The sequence below is a fragment of the Brachybacterium halotolerans subsp. kimchii genome (assembly GCF_020792675.1).
Lineage (GTDB): Bacteria > Actinomycetota > Actinomycetes > Actinomycetales > Dermabacteraceae > Brachybacterium > Brachybacterium halotolerans.
This window is the reverse complement of sequence record NZ_CP086254.1, coordinates 2,895,917-2,917,435: the sequence shown is the minus strand read 5'-3', so window position 1 is coordinate 2,917,435 and position 21,519 is coordinate 2,895,917. Positions and strand designations below refer to the sequence as shown.

Below are 21,519 nucleotides of genomic sequence, written 5' to 3'. Positions count from 1 at the left end.
AGTCTCGCAGTGACCGTCGTCACCGTAGCAACGGCGCTCTGTTGTGCGCGTGGCTCGCACATAAGTGCACGCCGAGTTCACCCGATCGCCACCTCGTGCTCGTCGCCCGCCCCTGCCCGCGCGCCACGTGGCCTACTCTCGAAAGAGGTCCGCCGTCGGGCCGACGGCGGACCACGATCTCTGGAGGACAGCATCGTGGACATCACCCGAGCGCAGACCGTCGCACACCAGCTCATCGCGTCCCATCTCGTCGAGGGCGACATGGTCCCCGGCAGCGAGATCGGCCTGCGGGTCGACCAGACGCTCACCCAGGACGCGACCGGCACCATGGTCATGCTCGAGCTCGAGGCCATGGATCTGGACCGGATCCGCACCGAGCTCTCCGTGCAGTACGTGGACCACAACCTGCTGCAGACGGACGAGAAGAACCCCGACGACCACCTGTTCCTGCTCTCGGCCGCGCGGCGCTTCGGCCTCTGGTTCTCCAAGGCGGGCAACGGGGTCTCCCACCCCGTGCACCAGGCCCACTTCGGCCGCCCGGGCGCGACGCTGATCGGCTCGGACTCGCACACCTGCGCCGCGGGCGCGCTCGGCATGCTCGCGATCGGCGTGGGCGGCCTGGAGATCGCGATGGCGATGGCCGGCCAGCCGCTCTACGTCGCCATGCCCGAGGTCTGGGGCGTCGAGCTCACCGGCGAGCTGCCGGACTGGGTGAGCGCCAAGGACGTGGTGCTCGAGATGCTGCGCCGCCACGGCGTCAGCGGCGGCGTCGGCCGCATCATCGAGTACCACGGCGAGGGTCTCGCGCAGCTGACCGCGATGGACCGGCACGTGATCGCGAACATGGGCGCCGAGCTCGGCGCGACCGCGACCGTCTTCCCCGCCGACGACGCGGTCCGCGACTATCTGCGGGCCGTCGGCCGCAGTGACGAGTTCACGCGCCTCGAGGCCGACGAGGGCGCGGAGTACGACGTCACCGAGCACATCGACCTGAGCGCCCTCGAGCCGCTGATCGCCGCGCCCTCCTCCCCCGGCAACGTGCGCCCCGTCGCCGAGGTCGAGGACGAGGACGTGTTCCAGGTGGTCGTCGGCTCCTCGGCGAACCCCGGACTGCGGGACTTCGCCGCGTTCGCCGAGACCCTGCGCGGCCGCCAGGCCCACGAGGCCGTCTCGGTCGACGTGAACCCGACCTCCCGGGAGGTCCTCGCGGACCTGATCGCCGGCGGCTGGCTCACCGATCTGGTGGACTCCGGGGCGCGCATCCATCAGTCCGGGTGCCTGGGCTGCATCGGGATGGGCCAGGCCCCCGCGAGCGGACGCAACTCCCTGCGCACCATGCCCCGCAACTTCCCGGGCCGCTCGGGCACCGAGGAGGACTCGGTGTGGCTGTGCTCGCCCGAGACCGCGGCCGCGGCGGCGCTGACCGGACGGATCACCGATCCGCGCACGCTCACGGACGCACTCGGGATCCCGGCCCCGCATCCGCAGCTCCCCGAGGTCTTCACGCGCATCGAGGACATGCTGCAGCCGCCGCTGCCGCTCGAGGAGGCCCGCGAGGTCGAGCTCGTGAAGGGGCCGAACATCTCCTCCCTCCCCGAGTTCTCGCCGATCGACGACGATCTGCGGGCGCCGGTGGTGCTGGTGATGGGGGACGACGTCTCGACCGACGAGATCATGCCCGCCGGCTCGCGCGTGCTGCCCTTCCGCTCGAACATCCCGAAGATCTCCGAGTTCACCTTCACCCGCATCGACCCGGACTACCCCGCGCACGCGGCGGAGACGAAGGACGCGGGAGGCCACGTGGTGGTCGCCGGGAAGAACTACGGGCAGGGCTCCTCGCGCGAGCACGCCGTGATCGCTCCCCGCTACCTGGGGCTGAAGGCGGTCATCGCGGTGTCCTTCGCCCGCATCCACTGGCAGAACCTCGCGAACTTCGGGATCCTCGCCCTCGAGTTCGACGACCCGGAGGACCACGACAGGATCTCCACGGGCGATCTCGTCGAGATCGACGGCATCCACGCGGCGCTCGAGGCCGGCACGGACCTCACCGCACGGATCGGGGACCGGGAGGTCCCCGTGCACCATCGGCTCTCGCCGCGGCAGGTGGAGATGGTGCTCGCGGGCGGACGGATCCCGCTCGCCGCGCGCGAGGCGTGAGTCCCGAGTCGTGAGGCGCGGGTCCCGAGGAACGACAATGGCCCCATGATCGACTGGGACCTCATCTGGCGCGACTACGTCGGGATCAGCGGCAGCGCAGTCCTCGGCGTCGTCGCCTCGACCATCGTGCTGTACGGCTTCTTCTCCCTGCTCATGCAGGTGATCGGCCCGCGCCTGATGGCCCGGCCCAGCGCCGGCAGCTTCGTGGTCCTCGCCGTCGTCGGCGGCATCACCGCGCGCGCGACCCTCGGCGAATCCCCGACGATGCTCGGCGCGGTCGTCGTGCTGAGCACCCTGGTGGTCCTCGAGTACGTCACGGGCAGGTTCCGCCGCGTCCCCCTGCTCCTGCGGCGCACGCGTCCCGTCGTCGTCATGGTCGACGGGGAGCCGATCGCGGCCGGCCTGCGTCGCAGCAGGCTGACGCGCGGCATGCTGCTGGATCGTCTGCGCGTGAGCGGCGTGCTCGCCCTCGACGAGGTGGAGCTGGTGATCCTCGAGGTCCGGGGCACGCTCACCATCGTCCGTCGCGGCAGCCGGATCGACCGCGACCTCGTGTCCCAGGTCGTCGGTCGCGACCGGATCCCCGAGCGCCTGCTGTCGGCCCCCGGGACCGTCTGACGTCCCGCCCGCTCACTCCAGGACGGCCAGCGCGAGCGTCGCCAGGGGCACCGTGATCACCACCGCGACCGCGCCCAGCGCCATGAAGCGCACCCAGGGGATCCGCACGCCCATCGCCCGCATCCGCTGATGCCACAGGAGCGTGGCCAACGACGCCCACGGGGTGATCAGGGGCCCCACGTCCACACCGATCAGCAGGGCCATGGTGGAGGCGGGGTCGTCCGCCGCCGCGCGCTCGAGGAGGAGGAACGCGGGGAGGTTGTCGAGCTCGTTCGCCGCGAGCGCCGAGGCGCCGGCCGTGCGCAGGAGCCCCATCGGCCCCGCGCCGCCGTCGGCCGCACGCAGTACGAACGACGTCGCACCCTGCACGTGCGTGGTCTCAACCAGCACGAAGAGGGCGAGGGCGATCGCGAGCGGACGCCAGGGCACCAGGTGCACTCCGATCGCCTCGCGGCGCCGCACGAGGAAGGCGAGCAGCAGCACGAGCGCGGCGGCGCCCGCCGGGATCCACACCGCCGGGACCACCACGAGAAGGGGCAGTAGCACCACGACCACGCACCCGCTCACCCTCAGCAGCACGCGGTCACGGATCTGCGGGGCGGGCGAGGTCCGGAAGCGCCCCCGCAGGTCCCGGCGATGGAGGATCGCCAGCAGGGCCACCGACCCCACGATCGCGACCAGGGTGGGCACGGCGCTGCGGGCGAGGAACGCCGCGGTGCCTCCGCCCAGGGCATCCCTGGCCAGCAGATTCGTGAGGTTCGAGACCGGCAGCAGCAGTGACGCCGTGTTCGCGAGCCATACCGTGGCCAGGGCGAAGGGCACCGCGGGCACGTCGACGCGCCGGGCCGTGAGCACGACCACCGGGGTCATGATCAGTGCCGTCGTGTCCAGGGAGAAGAAGGCCGTGCACACCACGGCGAGCGCGCACACGGCGCACCACAGCACGGCGGTGCGCCCACGCGCGAGGACGGTGAGGCCGTGGGCGATCACGTCCAGAAGTCCCGCCTCGCGCGCGAGCTCGGCGAGCACCGCGATCGCGAGGACGAATCCGAGCACGGGCGCTACCCGCGCCATCAGCGCCGCGAGATCCTGCGAAGGCAGCCCGCCGCCGAGGACGCACAGCACGGCGGCCAGGACCAGCGCCCCGATCGCGAGCGCACCGGCGCGCCTGCGCAGGAGTCCGAGCATGCTGCGAAGCGTAGACCGCGGGGCCCGTCCACAGGGCCCGCCGCTCCCACGGCGCGGGACGACCTCGTCCGATGCACGCGGCGGCGCTACGCTCGCCAGTGCACGGGGTGCCCTGACCAGGGCTGAGAACACACCCGCTGAACCTGATCGAGCTCGTACTCGCGGAGGGATTGCCGCCATGACACCTGCCCCACGTCCGTCCACCGAGGGCGCCGCCTTCACGGCGTCCCTGCGCCGCCAGCACGCCCAGGCGTGGGAGCGCGCCGTCGGCCACCGCTTCGTGCGCGAGCTGCGCGCAGGGTCCGTCCCGGACGAGGTGATGGCCCGCTACCTCGTGCAGGACCATCGCTTCCTCGATGCCTTCCTGCAGCTGATCGGTGCCGCACTGGCGACCGCCCGCACCCCCGCCGCCCGCCTGCGCTTCGCGCGCTTCGCCGGGGAGGTCGCCGGCGACGAGAACACGTACTTCCTGCGGGCGCTCGACGCGCTCGGGGTGAGCGAGGAGGAGCGCGCACGGATCCCGAACACCGCGGCCACCGACGGCTTCCTCGACGTGTTCCGCGAGGCAGCGGAGACCCGCGACCACGCCGCGATCCTCGCGGTCCTGCTGGTCACCGAATGGCTCTACCTGGACTGGGCGAGCCGGGCGCCCGCTCCTCTGCCCGAGAGCTTCGTCCACGCCGAGTGGATCTCCCTGCACGACGGTCCCGGTTTCCGCGACCTCGTGGACTTCCTGCGCGCCGAGCTCGACGCCGCCGAGATCGAGGACCCCGAGCGCGTGCGCGCCTTCTTCGCGCGCACCGTCGAGCTCGAGAACGACTTCTTCGACTCGGCCTTCGAGTCCGACGGCGAGGAGGCGACGGCATGAGCACCTCCGTCCTGTTCGACCAGCTCAAGGCCGCCGCCGTCGAGGACTGGGACGCCTATGTCCATCACTCCTTCGTGCAGCGGCTGGGCGAGGGCACGCTCCCCCTGGCCGCCTTCCAGGACTACCTGGTCCAGGACTACCTGTTCCTCCTCCAATTCGCGCGGGCCAACGCCCTGGCCGCGTACAAGGCCGACAGCCTCCAGGGCATCCGCTCCGCCGCGGACTCCCTGACCGCGATCGTCACCGAGACCGCTCTGCACGTGCGGCTCACGGCGTCGTGGGGCATCGACCGCGAGGTGCTCGAGACGGCCGACGAGAAGCCCGGCACCGTCGCCTACACGCGCTTCGTCCTGGACACCGGCATGGCCGGGGACGCCCTGGACCTGCAGGTCGCCCTCGCCCCCTGCGCGATCGGCTATGCGGAGATCGGGACCGCGCTCGCGCCGCGCCTCGCCGAGGACGCCGAGCATCCCTACGGCGAGTGGATCGCCGAGTACGCGGGGCAGGAGTTCCAGGCGAGCGCCGCCGCGGCCGCCGAGCGGCTCGACGAGCTCGCCGGCGGCGACCTTCCCGCCCGCCGGCGGGCGCGGCTCGAGCGGATCTTCCGCACGGCCACCCGCATGGAGGCCGCGTTCTGGCAGCAGGCGCTGGGCTGACCGCGGGCGTGCATTCGCCGAGCGCACGAAGACCGTGCGTGCAAGCATGAGGCGGTGAGCACGCACGCGTCCTCCCCGAGCCCGTCCGCGCCGCGGCAGGTCGAGAACCACCAGCCCTTCCTCCACGACCTCGCCGTGGTGCTGCGCGCTCCGCTGCAGGCCTGGTCGGCGCCCGACGGCACGATCACGGGCGCCGGTGCGCAGGGCATATATCTCGGCGATGCCCGCGTCGTCTCCGACCTGACCTGCGAGGTCGAGGAACGGGCCGAGAACGAGGACGAGGACGAGGGGCACCCCACTCTCTCGCCCCTTCCCGCCGAGATGCGCAGCGCACACGAGGTCGTGTTCCGCTGGGTCGTCACCGCACCCGATCTGCCGGGCGACCCGCTCGTGGTCCTCGAGCGCACGCGCACAGCGTCCGGCCGCGGCATCCGCGAGACGCTGCGCCTGCGCAACGACGACGACCGCCCGCGCACCCTGTCCCTGCGCCTCGGGCTCGTCACCGACAGCGCGACGATGTCGCAGGTCAAGGACCCGCGCCTGATGCTCGCGCAGGCCCCCGCCCGCCCCGTGGCCCGCATCCGGGACGGTGCGGCGCGGTGGCGGATCGGTGAGCGGGGCGAGGCGGTGCTCCACGCGAGCACCGGCACTGGCACGCTCGTCCCGGACGTCGACGGACCCGTCGTCACCTGGCGATGTGTCCTCGAAGCACCGGCGCGCGGCACCGCCGAGGCGGACTGGGAGCTCGCGCTCACCGACCCGGACGTCCCGTTCGAGGCCGCCGAGCCCCGAAGCGTCGCGCTCACCGCCGCGCCGGACGCGGACCCCGAGCGTCGGGCCGCCCGCGACCTCCTGGCCCGCTCCCTCGCGGACCTCGACGCGCTGCGCCTGCAGGTGCCGGGAGATCCGGCGCGCAGCTTCGCCGCAGCCGGCGCCCCGTGGTTCTTCACGCTCTTCGGCCGCGACTCGCTGATCGCCGCCTCGCTCGCCCTGCCCGTCGACACCACGCTCGCGGAGGGCACCCTGCGCACGCTCGCGAGCATGCAGGGCACCCGCATCGTCACCGACACGGCCGAGCAGCCCGGCAAGATCCTCCACGAGGTCCGCGCGCAGGGCATGGAGATGGCTGAGAGCCATCTGCCGCCGGTCTACTTCGGCACGATCGACGCGACGCCCCTGTGGATCGAGCTCCTGCACGACGCGCTCGACGCGGGCCTCGACGCCACGGTGCTCACCGATCTGCTCCCGCACCTCGAGGCCGCCGCCCGCTGGCTCCTCGAGCACGCCGATGCCGACGGCGACGGTCTGCTGGAGTACATCTACGAGAGCGGGCACGGTCTGGCGAACCAGGGCTGGAAGGACTCCGACGACTCGATCCGCCGCGCGGACGGCTCCCTCGCGAGCGGCGCGATCGCCCTCGCCGAGGTCCAGGGCTACGCCTATGCCGCCGCTCGGCACGCCGCCGACCTGCTCGAGCGCGGCGGCTCGACGGGACCGTCGTCCGCGCATCTCCCCGATTGCCTGCGCACCTTCGCGACCCGCCTGCGCGAGGCGTTCCACGCGCGCTTCTGGTGCGAGGACGCGCGCGGCCGGTACCCCGCGCTCGCCCTCGACGGCGCCGAGCGCCCGGTCGACGGCGTCGCCTCGAACATGGGGCACCTGCTGGCGACCGGCCTGCTGGACGCGGACCAGGAGCGCCTGGTCGTGGACCGCCTCATGGACCCGCCCCTGTTCTCGGGCTTCGGCATCCGCACCCTCTCCACCGACAACGGCGGGTACGGACCGCTGCGCTACCACGGCGGCAGCGTGTGGACGCACGACACCGGATACATCCTGCGCGGCATGCTCCGCGCCGGCTTCGAGGACGAAGCGCGCGTCCTCGCTCGCGGCCTGCTGCGGGCCGCGGATTCCTTCGACCAGCGCCTCCCCGAGCTGTTCGGCGGGCAGAGCGCCGACGAGGTCTCCGCGCCTCTCCCCTATCCGGCCTCGTGCCGCCCGCAGGCGTGGGCCGCGGCGAGCGCCGTGCCCGTGGCGGGCGCGCTTGACGTGCTCTGAACGGAGAGTCGAGCGACAGGTCCGCGAGCGCACCGCCCTACTATCCGCTCGGGCCCACACCCATCCGACCACGCGCAGCGCACAAGTGCTGGGCTCGATCGCACGGTAGTGGAACAGCGCGTCGAGGATGGGCTGCGCAACGCAGCGACGCACCGTCTGCTCAACCATGCCCAGCCGGATGGCGAGGACCTGACCGGCTGGATCCCCCCTCCACGAGGGCCAGCACACGAGCAGTCGGGCCGGACGCGCACACGTACTCACGATTACCGGACAGATTCCGCCCTCTATCCGTTCTAGGGTCGCGACCATGACGACTTCCCACGCCACCTCCTTGGTCTCGATCCGCATCATCACCGACGACCTCGACGCGATGGTCGACTTCTACGAGCAGCTCACCGGCGCGACCGCGGTGCGTCCCGCGCCGGTCTTCGCGGAGATCCTCACCCCGACCGCGACCGTCGCGCTCGGCAGCACCGCCACGGTGCCGCTCTTCGCACCGGGGTCTGCCGAGGCGGGCGCCAACAGGTCGACGATCCTCGAGTTCCTCGTCGACGACGTCGACGCCGAGTACGCCCGTCTGGCCGCACTGGGCATGGAGTTCGTCGCCGCGCCGGCACTGATGCCGTGGGGCAACAGGGTGTTCTTCCTCCGTGACCCTGACCAGAACCTCGTGGGCGTGTTCAGCCCCATCACCGCAGAGGCGATCGAGCGCTTCGCCGGACGCTACGGGCGCTGAGCGCGCGGAGCGACGAGTCCGGACGCCCTCCCGGCCTCCGGTGGTCACCACATCCCTGCGCCCGCCTCAGGTCGACACAGCTCGGGGAACGGCCGTGCACAGGGGCCGCTGCCCTCCGTACGATCGACGGAGGCCACCCACGACGCAGCGGAGGATCTCCATGACCGAGTCCCACAGCCCCTCGAACACCACCGCGACCGAGGCCGCTGCCGCAGGGGCCGCGGCCGGCGCGCTCGGCGAGGGCGGCGGCAGCGCCCCGAAGCCCGAGGACCGCCTGGAGACCACCGCCCATCTGCTCGAGCTGCCCGACGGCTCCTCCCTCACCTATACGGCGACCGCCGGCACCCACGTGCTCACCGAGGAGCCCGAGGGCGAGGCCTACGCGCGCGGCACCGCCTACGCGGAGCTGTTCGCCGTCAGCTACGTCGCCACCGGCCGCGGCGACCAGCGTCCGGTGGTGTTCGCCTTCAACGGCGGCCCCGGCTCCTCGACCGTGTGGCTGCACCTGGGCCTGCTGGGCCCGCGGCGCGTCGACTCCGGTGACGCCGGCGCCCTCACCCCTCCGCCGTTCGGCCTCCTCGACAACCACGAGACGATCCTGAAGGACGCCGACCTGGTGGTCGTCGATGCGATGTCGACCGGCTACTCGCGGCCCGCGCCCGGCGCGAAGCCCGACCGCCACCACGGGATCACGGCCGACCGCGACCTCGTGGCGGACTTCATCATGGACTGGCTGACGCGCAACGAGCGCTGGCTCTCCCCGGTGCACCTCGCCGGCGAGTCCTACGGCACCACCCGGGCGAGCGCGGTCGCGGGCCGCCTCGTGGATCGCTTCAACGTCGCCCCCGCAGGCATCGCCCTGCTCTCCCCGGTCCTGGACTTCTCCACGATCGTGTTCGCCGAGGACTTCCCCGCCGGCAACGACGCCCCGTACCTGCACTACCTCCCCACCTACGCGGCGATCGCCCACGCGCACGGCAAGCATCCAGGCCGCTCGCTGCTCGAGGTCGTGGACGAGGCGGAGGCCTTCGCCGAGACCGAGTACCCGCAGCTCCTCGCCCAGGGCCACCGCCTGGACCCCGAGGAGAAGCGCGAGGCCGCCGAGCAGATCGCGGCGCTCATCGGCGTCGGCCCCGACTGGGTGGAGCGGGCGGATCTGCGCGTGGAGCACATGGCGTACCTCGCGGAGGTGCTGCGGGAGGAGGGCCGGATCGTCGGCCGCATCGACGGACGCTTCAGCGCCCCCGCCGGCAACCTCAACGCGGGAACCATGGAGACCGACCCCTCGACCGACCAGCTGGGCCCCGCGTACACCGCGGCGATCAACCAGTACCTGACCGCCGAGCTCGGTTTCACCTCCGACGTGGTCTACGAGATCTTCTCCCCCAAGGTGCATCCCTGGAGCTTCAAGGAGTTCGAGAACCGCAGCGTGGAGGTCGCCTCCGACCTCGCCAGGGTCCTGCGGAAGGTGCCGTCCACGAGGGTGTTCGTCGCCCACGGCTACCACGACGCGGCGACCCCGTTCCACGCGAGCGAGCACGTGCTCGCGCACCTGCCGATCCCCACCGACGACTACCGCGAGCGGATCCGCATCGAGTACTACGAGGCCGGCCACATGATGTACGTCCACGAGCCCAGCCGCGTGGCCCTCGCTGACCACCTCGGGGGGTTCGTGCGCGGGGAGTGAGCCGGGAGCGACCCCGGCGGGGCGGGGATCTGCGCGGGTCTGCGGACCATTCACACGCGCGAACGGTCCGCAGACCGGCGCGGACTCGAGCTGTCGGACCGGCGCTTCAGCAGCAGCCGGCCGAAGGGTTCTCGCCCTGCTCCCGGTACTTCCGCCGCCAGAACTCGTTCTCGCTCAGCGGCGCATGCGCGCAGCCGGTGATCCGGTGGTGGTGCAGGTAGCGGTCGTAGGCATCGGACCCCAGCACGCCGCGCGCGAAGCGCCGCACCCCCCGCAGGGCGCCGACGAGACTGCCCGCCGGATTCGAGCGCGTGCTCATCAGTGCCCGACCGTCCCGGCGAGGTCCTTCTCGGGGTGCTCGCGCAGGTAGTCCTGCCAGCGGCCCTCGAGCTCCTTCTCGCCGGGCGTGGGCACCATGCCCGCCGGCGCGAAGTAGGCGGACTCGACGCGCGGCGCCTCGGTGTCCAGGAGGTTCCTCCCGTGGAGCGCCTGCCAGGTGCGCCAGAGCGAGACCACGATGACGATGATCGTGCAGACCACGAAAAGGATCGAGAGCGAGCCCTGCACGGCGGTGTTGAAGACGACCGCGTGCATGTCCTCGGGGGTCTTCGCGAGGCCCAGCTCGGTCTTGCCCGCGGCGAGGGCGTCGCGGTAGGCGAAGTGGTTCGCCCAGTAGCCCACGCCGGGGTCGGAGGAGAAGATCTTCTGGAACGAGCCGGTGATGGTGACGACCGCGGTGAAGGCGAGCGGCACGAAGATGATCAGCAGCGACCAGGTGCGGCCCTTGCGGGCGAACACGACCAGGCAGATCGCGAGGGCGACCGCGGCCAGCAGCTGGTTGGCGATGCCGAAGAGCGGGAACAGGGTGTTGATGCCGCCCAGCGGGTCGAGCACGCCCATCATGAGGATCGATCCCCAGCCGGCGACCATCACCGCGGTGGTGATCCACGCGCCCACGCGCCACGAGTGGTCGCGGAAGCGGGGCTTCCAGCCGCCCAGGGCGTCGGCCAGCATGAAGCGGGCGACGCGGGTGCCGGCGTCGACGCTGGTGAGGATGAACAGCGCCTCGAACATGATCGCGAAGTGGTACCAGAACGCCATCATCGCGGGGCCGCCCACGAGCTTGTGCATGATCCCGGCCAGGCCCACGGCGAGCGTGGGCGCGCCGCCGGTGCGCGAGACGATCGACTCCTCGCCGACGTCCTTGGCGGTCCGCGCGAGCGTCGCCGGGTCGAGGTCCACGCCCGTGAGCCCGAGGGAGTTCACGAACTGCGCGGCGCCCTCGATGGTGCCGCCGGTCGCGGCGGCCGAGGAGTTCATCGCGAAGTAGATGCCGCGGTCGATGGAGACGGCCGCGACCAGCGCCATGATCGCCACGAAGGACTCCATGAGCATGCCGCCGTAGCCGATCATGCGCATCTGGCGCTCCTTCTCCACGAGCTTCGGAGTGGTGCCCGAGGAGATCATCGCGTGGAACCCGGAGAGGGCGCCGCAGGCGATGGTGACGAAGAGGAACGGGAACAGGCCGCCGGTGAACACGGGCCCGTCGGTGCGGGAGGCGAACTCGGAGACCGCGGGGGTCGAGATGCTGGGGCGCACCACGATGATCGCGACGGCCAGCATGACGATCGTGCCGATCTTCATGAAGGTCGAGAGGTAGTCGCGCGGGGCGAGCAGCACCCACACGGGCAGCACGGCGGCGATGAAGCCGTAGACGATGATGAGCGCCGCGAGCACGGGACGGTCCAGGTGGAAGAGGGCGTCGCCCCAGCCGGTCTCGGCGACCCAGCGCCCGGAGATGATCGCGAACAGCAGCAGGGCCACGCCGATCACGGAGACCTCGAAGACCTTGCCGGGGCGCAGGAAGCGCAGGTAGAGCCCCATGAAGATCGCGATCGGGATGGTGAGGCCCACGCTGTAGACGCCCCAGGCGCTCTCCCCGAGGGAGTTCACGACGACCATCGCGAGGATCGCGACGATGATCAGCATGATGGTCAGGGTCGCGATGAACGCGGCCACGCCGCCGACGACGCCGAGCTCGTCGCGGGCCATCTGGCCGAGCGAGCGGCCGTGGCGGCGGGTCGAGATCACGAGCACCAGGAAGTCCTGGACGGCGCCCGCGAGGACCACGCCCACGATGATCCAGATGGTGCCAGGCAGGTAGCCCATCTGCGCGGCGAGGACGGGGCCGACGAGCGGGCCGGCGCCGGCGATCGCGGCGAAGTGGTGGCCGAAGAGGATGCGGCGGTCGGTGGGGACGTAGTCCTTGCCGTCGTACTCGGCCTCCGCCGGAGTGGCGCGGGTGTCGTCGGGCTTCACCAGGCGGTTCTGGATGAACTTCGCGTAGAAGCGGTAGGCGACGAGGTAGGTCGCGACGGCGGCGAACACGAACCAGATCGCGTTGATGGTCTCGCCGCGCGCGAGGGCGAGCATCACCCAGCCGAGGGCGCCCACGAGCGAGATGGCGACCCACAGCACGATCTTCGCGGGGGTCCAGCGCTGCTCGGCGCGCACGGTCTGCTCGGGAAGGGCTGCGGGAGGGGCGTCGGCCGTCGCAGCGGCCGCGCCCGAGGAGGGTTCAGGGGACGAGGGGGACATGGGGAAGACCTCCTGGGTCGTCGTCGACCGGCCGCCGGGGAGAACGGCCGACGACAGGCTACCGCCGTCGGCCCCGCCGCACCGTCGCCGCGTCCCCGCCGGGCCCCGCCGCGCGTGCCCACGACGGGGCGGGAGATGCGGCGGGAGATGCGACTGGTGATGTGGCGCGCGACTCACATACCACGCGGACCCGCTGGTCGTCCGGTGATTGCAGGATGTCGCCGCCGGAGGCTCCTCCCGCGGTGGTAGCGTGACCGCCCGGCGGCCAATCCCCCGCTGCTCCTCCGGGCGCCTCGAGCGCGCTCGCGACGGCGCCCCTTCCCCTGGACTCCGAGGCCCTGTCATGGTCGACATCCGGTTGGATGCGCAGTGGATCGATTACGCGATCATCGCGCTCTACTTCGTCTTCGTGCTCGGTGTGGGCTGGTTCGCCAAACGCGGCGTCTCCAACTCCATCGAGTTCTTCCTGTCCGGCCGCTCCCTGCCCGCCTGGGTGACCGGCCTCGCGTTCATCTCGGCGAACCTCGGCGCCGTCGAGATCATGGGCATGTCCGCCACGGGCGCCCAGTACGGCATGCCCACGATGCACTACTTCTGGGTGGGCGCGATCCCCGCGATGCTGTTCCTGGGCGTCGTGATGATGCCCTTCTACTACGGCTCGAAGGTGCGCAGCGTCCCCGAGTTCATGCGCATGCGCTTCGGCACCGCCGCGCACCTGGTGAACTCCATCAGCTTCGCCGCCGCGCAGCTGCTGATCGCGGGCGTGAACCTGTACCTGCTGGCCACGATCGTGAACCGCCTGCTGGGCTGGCCCCAGTGGGTGGGCCTCATCGTCGCGGCCGCCTTCGTGCTCTTCTACATCTCGGTGGGCGGGCTCTCCGCGGCCATCTACAACGAGGTGCTGCAGTTCTTCGTGATCGTCGCGGCGCTGCTGCCGCTGACGCTGATCGGCCTGCACCGCGTGGGCGGCTGGAGCGGCCTGAAGGAGAAGGTCGCCGGCGACGGCATGCTCGGCGCCGAGCAGCTCCACTCCTGGCCGGGCGAGCAGCTCTCGGGCTTCAACAGCCCGATCCTCTCGGTGGTCGGCATCGTGTTCGGCCTGGGCTTCGTGCTCTCCTTCGGCTACTGGACGACGAACTTCGTCGAGGTCCAGCGCGCGATGGCCAGCAAGTCCATCACCGCCGCCCGGATGACGCCGATCATCGGCGCCTTCCCCAAGATGTTCATCCCCTTCATCGTGATCATCCCCGGCATGATCGCCGGAGTGCTGGTCTCGGACATGACCGAGTTCAAGAAGCTCGACTTCGGGGGCGATGCCGCCGGGGCGGCCGCCACGGGCGTCTCCTACAACGACGCCCTTCTGCTGCTGATGCGCGACGTGATGCCCAACGGCCTGCTGGGAGTGGCGATCGCGGGCCTGCTGGCCGCGTTCATGGCCGGCATGGCCGCGAACATCTCGGCCTTCAACACGGTGGTCAGCTACGACCTCTACCAGCAGTACGTCAAGAAGGACGCCCCGGACAAGCACTACATCCTCGTGGGCCGCATCGCCACCGCCGTGGCCTGCGTGATCGCGATCTTCACGGCGCTCATCGCCGGGCAGTTCTCGAACCTCATGGACTACCTGCAGACCCTGTTCGGGTTCTTCAACGCGCCGCTGTTCGCGACGTTCATCCTGGGCATGTTCTGGAAGCGGATGACGCCGGCCGCCGGTTGGTCGGGCCTGGCCTCGGGCACGGTCGCCGCCGTCATCCTGTGGAGCCTGTCGACCTTCGGCGAGGTGTTCGTCCTGCCGGGCCAGGGACTTGCGTTCCTGAGCGCGGCCACCGCGTTCGTCGTGGACATCATCGTCTCGGTGGTCGTCACGCAGTTCACGCGCCCCAAGCCCGTGCACGAGCTCAAGGGCCTCGTCTACTCCGAGACCCCCAAGACCGATCTCGTGGACCCCGATGAGAAGGGCCTGCCCTTCTTCCGTCGTCCGGTCCCGATGGCCGGGATCGGCCTGGCGCTGGTCATCATCCTGAACATCGTCTTCGCGTGAGCCGGGACGGAGGAGAGAAGTCATGAACGACAACGAGAACCTCGAGGGCGGCCCCGTCGCTGTCCCCGATTCCGCGGGCGCCAAGGTCGAGACCGCCGGTGCCTTCGACATCCGCAACTTCATCGGTCTGCTGGTCGCACTGTTCGGCGTGATCCTGCTGCTGGTGGGGCTCTTCGACTACACCGACACCGAGGCCGCCAAGACCGGCGGCGTCAACGCCAACCTGTGGGCCGGCCTGGTCATGGTGGTCGTCGGCCTCCTCTTCGCCGTCTGGGCGAAGCTCGAGCCGATCCGCATGATCGTCAGCGAGAACGAGCCCGGAGCCGAGGAGCCGCGCGACATCGCAGGCGTCGACTGACCCCTTACCATCGCCGTTCCATCGGCCGACGGGACGCCCCCGCCGCCCGCGCACAGCGCGGGTGACGGGGGCGTCCTGCTGCGTGCGGGCTGGCGGCGTCCTGCTGCGCGGACCACCTGCGCACCCGCCCCCGCGCCGCCCCTACACTTGCGTACGACCGTACGTCTACGTGATCTGGAGACGCCCGTGCCCGGCGCACCCGCTTCCCTGGCCCTGCGCCGCCTCGCGCTCTGCGCCCTGTTCTTCCTGCCCGGCATCAGCATCTCCGCGTGGGTGACGCGCACCCCCGCGATCCGCGACCTGCTGGGCGCCTCCACGGCACAGATGGGCCTGGTCCTGTTCGGGCTGTCCGTCGGCTCGATGCTCGGGATCCTCACCTCGGGGCCTGCGGTGATGCGCTTCGGGGCCCGACGGGTCGTGCTCGTCGCCTCCGCGCTGCTGGTGCTCGCGATGCCCACGATCGCTCTGGGCGCGGCCACGCAGCAGGCGTTCGTGGTGACCTTCGGTCTCGCCCTGTTCGGCGCCGGGACGGGCGGCGGCGAGGTGGGGATGAACATCGAGGGCGCCGAGGTCGAGCGCGAGTCCGGCCGCACCTTCCTGCCCACTCTGCACGGCTGCTTCAGCCTGGGCACCGTGGTGGGGGCGTGCGCGGGGATCCTCGCCAACGCCGTGCACCTGCCGGTGGTCCCCCATCTGCTCGCGATCGGGGTGGTCGGCGCCGCCCTGCTGATCTGGGCGATCCGCCTGCTGCCCGCCGCCACGGGCCAGGTGAGCGCCGCGGAGCGCGCCGCGCGCGGCCACCGCACCGGTCCGCCGGTCTGGAAGGACTCGCGTCTGCTGCTGATCGGCGCGATCGTGCTCGCGATGGCCCTGGCCGAGGGCACCGCGAACGACTGGCTGCCGCTGGTCATGGTCGACGGGCACGGCTTCGACGCGGCGCTCGGCAGCGCCGTCTACGCGGTCTTCGCGGCCTCGATGACGGCGGGCCGCTTCGCCGGCGGACCGATCATCGACCGCCTGGGCCGCGCGCCCGTGCTCGCGGCGAGCGCCGCCTGCGCGACGGCCGGTCTGGTCCTGGTCTCGCTGGTGGACAACCAGATCGTGGCGGGCGCAGCCGTGATCCTCTGGGGCCTCGGCGCCTCGCTCGGCTTCCCCGTCGCGCTCTCGGCGGCGGGCGACTCCGGACCGCAGCCCGCCCAGCGCGTCGCACTGGCCTCGATCGTCGGCTACATGGCGTTCCTCGTCGGCCCGCCCGTGCTGGGCTTCGTGGGCGACCACGTGGGTCTGCGTGGGGCGCTGCTGCTGCCCGCCGCGGTGGTCGCCGTCGCGATCTTCCTGGCCCCGTCGACGGGGAACCGGAGCCTGCGCCGCAGCAGCTGAGCGGACGCAGGGCGGCCCGCCAGGGACGCGGCGAGCGCCGCGCGCGGCGCGTGAGGGCCGTCTCGGATCCGGCGCGGCGCCCTGGCATCGACGGGCGACCCGTGCGCAGGATGGACGCACCATGGAATCCGATCTCGTCTGGTACGTCAGCTACGGCTCGAACATGAACGCCGAGCGCCTCGCCTGCTACATCCAGGGCGGACGCCCGCCGGGCGCGCTGATCGGATACACCGGGGCCCGCGATCGCACGCCGCCGCGCGAGGACGCGGGCGTGATGCTGCCGGGCCGCCTGCACTTCGCCGGGGAGTCGCGCGTGTGGAGCGGCGGGATGGGCTTCTACGACCACGACGCCGAGGGGCCGACGCCGGCTCGCGCCTTCCTGCTGACGATCCCCCAGTTCGCGGACGTCGCCGCCCAGGAGATGCACCGCCCGGTGCAGGAGGACGACCCCGTCGAGCGCCTCGTGCGCGAGGACCTGGGCATCGGCGGCGGCCCGGGCGCCGCCGCGAGCGCGGGCACGCGCGTGGCCGTCGGCCCCGGACGCTACGAGACCCTCGTGGTGCTCGGCGAGCGCGAGGGCGTCCCGATGCTCACCTTCACCGCGCCGGAGTCGATCGGCGACCTGCCCGCGACCCAGCCCGCCCCCGCCTACCTCGACATGCTCGCCGAGGGCCTGCGCCAGTCCCACGGCTGGGACCGCGAACAGGCCGACGCCTACTTCGCAGCGCGGGGTGCCGACCTGGAGCGGGTGGGGGTCTAATCGCGCAAGCATGCCGGGAAGACACTGCATCGACGGATGCGAGTATCATCTGGCGCTCAAATCCGACTACGGCGTGAAGACGCAGGGCCAGCAGGGCAGCGTGGCCTCGCCCGCCGGGACGGTAAGCCCCAGACATGCCGCCTTATGCTACGATGAACTCGCTTCAGGGAGGTCGCCTCGGGCGCAGCTGGATCACGACCAGCGCCTTCGCGGAAAAGTTGGAGACCCGGGTTCGAGTCCCGGCCCGGCATCGCCGGTGTAGCTCAACAGGACAGAGCCCCTTTTTTTCAACTCACCGCCACTCGTGAATAGACCATAGCCCGCATTGGCGCGCGGCTTGCTCTACATTATTCTCGGAGAGACGGACAGGCTCATAGAATTTCTTTGAATACCCGACGGCGGCACGTCTCCAGCCAGCCGAGTTCTTGATTTTGGTGGTAGCCTCAGAGAAGTCCAGTACGGCAATTCTTGCCCAATTTTCTCTTGGTATTGCTTGCGTTATCGCCTCATTCATGCTACGCGCGAGAGCCTTAGATACCGCAAACGCAGTAAAGATGTGGGTCGCCTCCAGTTGGGCGACCCCTCTCGAATCTACCAAATTTTCCAAATTAACCCCGCCATTCAGGCGCTCCCACTCAGCCCTCGCCTCTTGCTCGGCGGCCGCTACCGCTCTCCTGAGAGCCCCTCGCTTATCTACGCCCTGCGAATGGATGATGGTGTTCCGAAGTTCTCGAACAACATGGAACACCTGAAGCTCCTTCTCGGGGAGTTCCGAGTTACACCTATGAAAAAAGACTTCGTGCATTTCCCAGGCCTTCGGAGGCCGGGTTGCACTCCCCGTCTCTGAGTTCACGAACTCTATCAGGTCCAGAACGAACGCTTCGTGCACTGCAAGCGCATAGGGTACAGCCACTGAAGCAATGTGCGCATCCGCCGACTGAAGAATAGTTCGCGCAGAGTCCGTCTTTAAATTAAAACGGCCAATATGCTCCACTGCAGGAAATATCTGGCCGAGCTCCACTTTCGACCCCTCTGTCAGCTGAAGGGTATGGGACGCCAGTCGTGATCCAGCAAGGAGTGCCATCATCGCGTTGTTCGCTGCGACACGCGATTCCTTCTGCGCACGGTACCGCGGAAAAAGGGTCTCACCCATTAGGACTCCTCGTTGAATTCAAGCGCTCGTCTAATGCCAGTCTATCAAATTACGGGTCTAGCCGGCACCCCTGGACACAAGGTGACGTTGCGAGTATGCCGCTTGCGTGAGCTTCGCGTTGGCCGACGGCCTGTGCGCAGGTGAGGGACCCAAAGGGGCCCGGATCCTCACCTCGCTGCCCTTGAACACTGAAGCGTTGAGCACCATCTCGTCCAATTTCGTTGGGTCCGCAACCCCGGTCCTCGGACGCTTGACGAACAACTTGCGAGCCAGGACGCAGGCGGCCGAGGCAAAGAGACCGGATTCCCACTCCTTGAATTCGTTCCCGTCGAAGAAGACACTGCGGACGGGTTCCCTGAACAAGGTACTGGACCGCTGCGCGATCACGTGTCCGATTGAACTAACCCAACGAGCCTTTGAAGTTCTCACGGCTCTTAGAACTTAAGGCACACACCCTGGAGGCTCACCCCTCCTCACGCCCCAGCGACCACATGCGCAGCGCGAAGTGGAGATCGAGGAACCGCGCGGGCGCCCGCCAGTCCTCCCCGAGCAGCGCTGCGATCCGCTCGAGGCGCTGGCGGACCGTGTTGGGGTGCACGTGCAGCATCTGCGCGGTGCGCGGGACATGGCTCCCGGCCTCGGCGAAGGCCCAGGCACTGCGGGTGAGCTCGGTGCCGTGCTCGCGGTCGTAGTCCTCGAGCGGCCGGATCACCGCGAGAGGCGAGGGCAGCGTGGGGTCCCGGTGGATCGCCTCGGCCATCAGCCCGACCATGCCGATCCTCTCACCGTCGGCCGATCTGCCGCGCACCCCGAGCACCGCGAGGGAGCGCAGGGCGAGCTCCGCCGAGCGGTGCGCCGTGGGGATCCGGTCCGCAGACTCCACGGGGCTCGACCAGCCGGCGTTCACGCCGCTCGCGCCCACGTCGAGCAGGGCGGCCAGCGCGGCCGAGGCGGCATCGGGCACGAGCACGCACAGGTGGTCCCCGTGCAGCGCGACCACCGCGCCGTCGCGCCCCACGCCCTCGCGCAGACGATCGGCGAGGTGCCCGACGTCGGCGTCGAAGGCGTCGATCGCGACCATCCGCACGCCCGCGCCGGGGCGCACCGCCCGCACCCGCGCATCCCCGCGCACGGTGTCGACCTCGCGTCCGCCGCGCACCAGGGCGTCGATCACGGCCCGGTCGCGGCGGCGCCGGTCGTCCCGCTGCGCGCGGCCCAGCAGGAGCAGGATCCCGAAGAACACCGCGACCCTCTGCACGCGCGGGAGCAGCCGCGGGGCGAGGGCCCGGCCGACGACGAGCGTACCCAGGTGCTCGCTCCCGCTGCTCGCGCAGGCCAGCGTGGCACCGCCGGAGACCGCCGGCACCCCGGTCCCGCGGGCTGCGCGCAGCGCCTCCGCGTCGAGGCCCACGGCGAGGTGCGCGGCCGGATCGGTCTCGACCATCGGCACGCCGCCCGCATCGAGCAGCGCGAGGTCGGCGCCGAGCAGCTCGCCCGCGCGGCGGGCGAACAGGTCGAGGTCGCCGCCCTCCAGCAGCGCCTCGAGCAGCCCCGCGTCGAGGTCGAGGATCTCGTGGAGCTCGACCATGCGCTCCTCGTCCTCACCCTGGCGGGCACTGAGGCTCGCGAGCGCCCCGGTGACCTCCTCGAAGCGCAGCGCGTTGTCGAGGGCGACGCTCGCATGGCGGGACAGCGTGTCCACGATGTCGACGGTCTCGGGCGGGTACTCGCGGCTCGTGCGGTCGGCGATCAGCAGGGCGCCGTGCACCTGCTCGCGCAGGGTCATGGGCACCGCGAGGATCGAGCGCACGCCCTCGCCGCGCACGATGTCGTCGATCTCCTCGATGTGGGTCAGCGCCGCGTCCTCGAGGTAGTCGGCGGTGGTGACGATCGCGCGGCCGGTCGCGGCGCGCCCGAGCACCCCGTAGCCGATGGGCATGCGCAGGGTGCGGTACTCCTCGGTGCGCACGCCGTCGGACTCGCGGATGAAGGTCGTGTCCGCCGTGTTCAGGGCGATGTAGGCCATGTCGGCGCCGGTGAGCAGGCGGGTGCGGCGCACGATCTCGTGGAGCACGCCCACCACGTCGCGCCGCGTGGTGACGTCCACGGCGATCGAGGAGACGGTGCGCAGAAGCTCCTCGCGCCGCGCGCCCTGGGCGAGGCGCTGCCGGAGGGCGCGCAGGGTTCGGGCGTCGGCCTCATCCAGCGAGTCGCGCGCCGCCGCGATCGCGCCCTCGAGCCGGGCCGGGTCCTCCTCGGCCATCACCGCGCGCAGCAGAGACTCCAGCGTCCCCATGGGCGATCCTCCATCGATCGGTCCGATCCGTGTCACCGCACACCATAGGCGCGGTGTGGCACGGGCCATAACGTGGACGGCGAACGCGCCGCCGCCGGGCATCGTCGCCCGGAGAGGCACCGACCGTGAGGAGTCATCGATGACTGCGACCGATTCGCCAATGAAGTTGCACATCCTGTCGACCGGGGTGATGGAGTGCGACCACACCTGGCTGCTGCTGCAGGCCGGGAACACGATCACCGACCGCCACCACAAGGACAAGCCCGCCGCCTGGGGCGAGTGCCCCACGCACGCCGTCCTCATCGAGACGCCAGAGGGGCGGATCCTGTGGGACGCGGGCGTGCCGCGCGATTGGGAGAAGCGCTGGGAGCCCACCGGGTTCCAGGACTTCTTCCCCGTCCAGGAGGACCCCGCCGGCCCCGGCTACCTCGACACCGCGCTCGCGGACCTCGAGCTGACCCCGGAGGACATCGACATCCTGGTCCTCTCCCACCTGCACTTCGACCACGCCGCGAACGCGAAGATGTTCGAGAACGGGAAGACCCGCATCCTCGCCCAGGCCGACGAGATCGAGGGCGTGAAGACGATCAACGGCGAGTTCGCCGGCGCCCACCTGGTCTCCGACTTCTCGGGCCTGCCGCTCGAGGCCGTCCACGGCGACTCCGAGATCGTCCCGGGCGTCAGCGTCATCTCCACCCCCGGACACACCTGGGGCACCATGAGCCTGCGCGTGGACCTGCCGGAGGACGGCACGAAGATCTTCACGTCCGACGCGGTGTACCTCGGCGCGAGCTGGGGCCCGCCCGCGATCGGCGCCGGCATCGTCTGGGACAGCGTGGGCTGGCTCGAGTCCGTCGAGAAGCTGCGGAAGATCCAGGAGCAGACCGGCGCGGAGATGATCTTCGGGCACGACGCCGAGCAGCGCAAGGGCCTCACCCTCGCGCCCGACGGCTTCTACAGCTGAGGGG

At 70.8% G+C, this 21,519-nt stretch carries 17 protein-coding genes and 1 riboswitch; of the genes, 12 read left to right on the top strand and 5 right to left on the bottom strand.

Annotation, left to right across the window (positions count from 1 at the left end; all coding sequences use genetic code 11):
* Positions 1-195 precede the first annotated feature (195 nt).
* Together Bra3105_RS13095 and Bra3105_RS13090 are read left to right on the top strand one after the other, a co-directional pair.
* Entirely contained in the window at positions 196-2,157 is a 1,962-nt protein-coding gene (locus Bra3105_RS13095) for an aconitate hydratase (RefSeq protein ID WP_228357158.1), read from the top strand.
* A 45-nt stretch (positions 2,158-2,202) separates the two neighbouring features.
* Positions 2,203-2,775, top strand: a complete 573-nt coding sequence (locus tag Bra3105_RS13090; protein ID WP_228357157.1) for a YetF domain-containing protein — start codon at positions 2,203-2,205, stop codon at positions 2,773-2,775.
* Positions 2,776-2,787: 12 nt separating this feature from the next.
* On the opposite strand, the gene Bra3105_RS13085 is transcribed toward Bra3105_RS13090, so the two are convergent.
* Complete coding sequence (locus tag Bra3105_RS13085; protein ID WP_228357156.1) at positions 2,788-3,963, bottom strand: SLC13 family permease; 1,176 nt, start codon at positions 3,961-3,963, stop codon at positions 2,788-2,790.
* Between the two features lie 93 nt (positions 3,964-4,056).
* Positions 4,057-4,151, top strand: a riboswitch (TPP riboswitch).
* Here Bra3105_RS13085 and Bra3105_RS13080 point away from each other — a divergent pair.
* The 5 genes from Bra3105_RS13080 to Bra3105_RS13060 all read left to right on the top strand — a co-directional run bounded on the left by Bra3105_RS13080 (position 4,142) and on the right by Bra3105_RS13060 (position 9,965).
* The gene (locus Bra3105_RS13080) at positions 4,142-4,831 is read left to right on the top strand and encodes a TenA family protein (protein ID WP_228357155.1); all 690 of its coding nucleotides are present in this window, start codon (positions 4,142-4,144) and stop codon (positions 4,829-4,831) included. (Overlaps the previous riboswitch by 10 nt.)
* Entirely contained in the window at positions 4,828-5,487 is a 660-nt protein-coding gene (tenA, locus tag Bra3105_RS13075) for a thiaminase II (protein WP_228357154.1), read from the top strand. The genes Bra3105_RS13080 and tenA overlap by 4 nt, the downstream gene beginning before the upstream one ends.
* A gap of 54 nt (positions 5,488-5,541) precedes the next feature.
* The gene (locus Bra3105_RS13070; protein WP_228357153.1) at positions 5,542-7,542 is read left to right on the top strand and encodes an MGH1-like glycoside hydrolase domain-containing protein; all 2,001 of its coding nucleotides are present in this window, start codon (positions 5,542-5,544) and stop codon (positions 7,540-7,542) included.
* 307 nt (positions 7,543-7,849) lie between these two features.
* Positions 7,850-8,278, top strand: a complete 429-nt coding sequence (locus Bra3105_RS13065) for a VOC family protein (protein WP_228357152.1) — start codon at positions 7,850-7,852, stop codon at positions 8,276-8,278.
* A 160-nt stretch (positions 8,279-8,438) separates the two neighbouring features.
* Entirely contained in the window at positions 8,439-9,965 is a 1,527-nt protein-coding gene (locus tag Bra3105_RS13060) for a S10 family peptidase (RefSeq protein ID WP_228357151.1), read from the top strand.
* Between the two features lie 106 nt (positions 9,966-10,071).
* Here Bra3105_RS13060 and Bra3105_RS13055 read toward each other — a convergent pair whose 3' ends face one another.
* Positions 10,072-10,284, bottom strand: coding sequence for a YbdD/YjiX family protein (locus Bra3105_RS13055; protein WP_228357150.1), 213 nt, complete (start codon positions 10,282-10,284; stop codon positions 10,072-10,074).
* Positions 10,284-12,563 (bottom strand): carbon starvation CstA family protein, encoded by a 2,280-nt coding sequence (locus Bra3105_RS13050; protein WP_228357149.1) that lies wholly within the window; start codon positions 12,561-12,563, stop codon positions 10,284-10,286. The genes Bra3105_RS13055 and Bra3105_RS13050 overlap by 1 nt, the downstream gene beginning before the upstream one ends.
* Before the next feature lie 343 nt (positions 12,564-12,906).
* Here Bra3105_RS13050 and Bra3105_RS13045 point away from each other — a divergent pair, with 343 nt between their 5' ends.
* From Bra3105_RS13045 to Bra3105_RS13030, 4 genes are all read left to right on the top strand, one after another.
* On the top strand, positions 12,907-14,604 hold the full coding sequence (locus Bra3105_RS13045) for a sodium:solute symporter family protein (protein WP_228357148.1): 1,698 nt from the start codon (positions 12,907-12,909) through the stop codon (positions 14,602-14,604).
* Positions 14,605-14,626: 22 nt separating this feature from the next.
* A complete protein-coding gene (locus Bra3105_RS13040; protein ID WP_228357147.1) occupies positions 14,627-14,962 on the top strand; it encodes a hypothetical protein in 336 nt (111 codons plus the stop codon).
* A 186-nt stretch (positions 14,963-15,148) separates the two neighbouring features.
* Complete coding sequence (locus Bra3105_RS13035) at positions 15,149-16,342, top strand: MFS transporter (RefSeq protein WP_228357146.1); 1,194 nt, start codon at positions 15,149-15,151, stop codon at positions 16,340-16,342.
* A 121-nt stretch (positions 16,343-16,463) separates the two neighbouring features.
* Positions 16,464-17,102: a histone deacetylase gene (locus tag Bra3105_RS13030; protein ID WP_228357145.1), complete on the top strand. Its 639-nt coding sequence runs from the start codon at positions 16,464-16,466 to the stop codon at positions 17,100-17,102.
* Positions 17,103-17,394: 292 nt separating this feature from the next.
* On the opposite strand, the gene Bra3105_RS13025 is transcribed toward Bra3105_RS13030, so the two are convergent.
* Together Bra3105_RS13025 and Bra3105_RS13020 are read right to left on the bottom strand one after the other, a co-directional pair.
* Positions 17,395-18,255: a hypothetical protein gene (locus tag Bra3105_RS13025; RefSeq protein ID WP_228357144.1), complete on the bottom strand. Its 861-nt coding sequence runs from the start codon at positions 18,253-18,255 to the stop codon at positions 17,395-17,397.
* Positions 18,256-18,718: 463 nt separating this feature from the next.
* Positions 18,719-20,551 (bottom strand): helix-turn-helix domain-containing protein, encoded by a 1,833-nt coding sequence (locus Bra3105_RS13020; RefSeq protein WP_228357143.1) that lies wholly within the window; start codon positions 20,549-20,551, stop codon positions 18,719-18,721.
* A gap of 160 nt (positions 20,552-20,711) precedes the next feature.
* Here Bra3105_RS13020 and Bra3105_RS13015 point away from each other — a divergent pair, with 160 nt between their 5' ends.
* Positions 20,712-21,515 carry an N-acyl homoserine lactonase family protein gene (locus Bra3105_RS13015; protein WP_228357142.1) on the top strand — a complete coding sequence of 268 codons (804 nt, stop codon included), beginning with the start codon at positions 20,712-20,714 and terminating at the stop codon, positions 21,513-21,515.
* Positions 21,516-21,519 lie beyond the last annotated feature (4 nt).

Coding starts and splice junctions, on each gene's coding strand:
- Bra3105_RS13090 (WP_228357157.1), top strand. CDS start 2,203: ATGATCGACTGGGACCTCATCTGGCGCGACTACGTCGGGATCAGCGGC.
- Bra3105_RS13085 (WP_228357156.1), bottom strand. CDS start 3,963: ATGCTCGGACTCCTGCGCAGGCGCGCCGGTGCGCTCGCGATCGGGGCG.
- Bra3105_RS13080 (WP_228357155.1), top strand. CDS start 4,142: ATGACACCTGCCCCACGTCCGTCCACCGAGGGCGCCGCCTTCACGGCG.
- tenA (WP_228357154.1), top strand. CDS start 4,828: ATGAGCACCTCCGTCCTGTTCGACCAGCTCAAGGCCGCCGCCGTCGAG.
- Bra3105_RS13065 (WP_228357152.1), top strand. CDS start 7,850: ATGACGACTTCCCACGCCACCTCCTTGGTCTCGATCCGCATCATCACC.
- Bra3105_RS13060 (WP_228357151.1), top strand. CDS start 8,439: ATGACCGAGTCCCACAGCCCCTCGAACACCACCGCGACCGAGGCCGCT.
- Bra3105_RS13055 (WP_228357150.1), bottom strand. CDS start 10,284: ATGAGCACGCGCTCGAATCCGGCGGGCAGTCTCGTCGGCGCCCTGCGG.
- Bra3105_RS13050 (WP_228357149.1), bottom strand. CDS start 12,563: ATGTCCCCCTCGTCCCCTGAACCCTCCTCGGGCGCGGCCGCTGCGACG.
- Bra3105_RS13045 (WP_228357148.1), top strand. CDS start 12,907: ATGGTCGACATCCGGTTGGATGCGCAGTGGATCGATTACGCGATCATC.
- Bra3105_RS13040 (WP_228357147.1), top strand. CDS start 14,627: ATGAACGACAACGAGAACCTCGAGGGCGGCCCCGTCGCTGTCCCCGAT.
- Bra3105_RS13030 (WP_228357145.1), top strand. CDS start 16,464: ATGGAATCCGATCTCGTCTGGTACGTCAGCTACGGCTCGAACATGAAC.
- Bra3105_RS13025 (WP_228357144.1), bottom strand. CDS start 18,255: ATGGGTGAGACCCTTTTTCCGCGGTACCGTGCGCAGAAGGAATCGCGT.
- Bra3105_RS13020 (WP_228357143.1), bottom strand. CDS start 20,551: ATGGGGACGCTGGAGTCTCTGCTGCGCGCGGTGATGGCCGAGGAGGAC.
- Bra3105_RS13015 (WP_228357142.1), top strand. CDS start 20,712: ATGAAGTTGCACATCCTGTCGACCGGGGTGATGGAGTGCGACCACACC.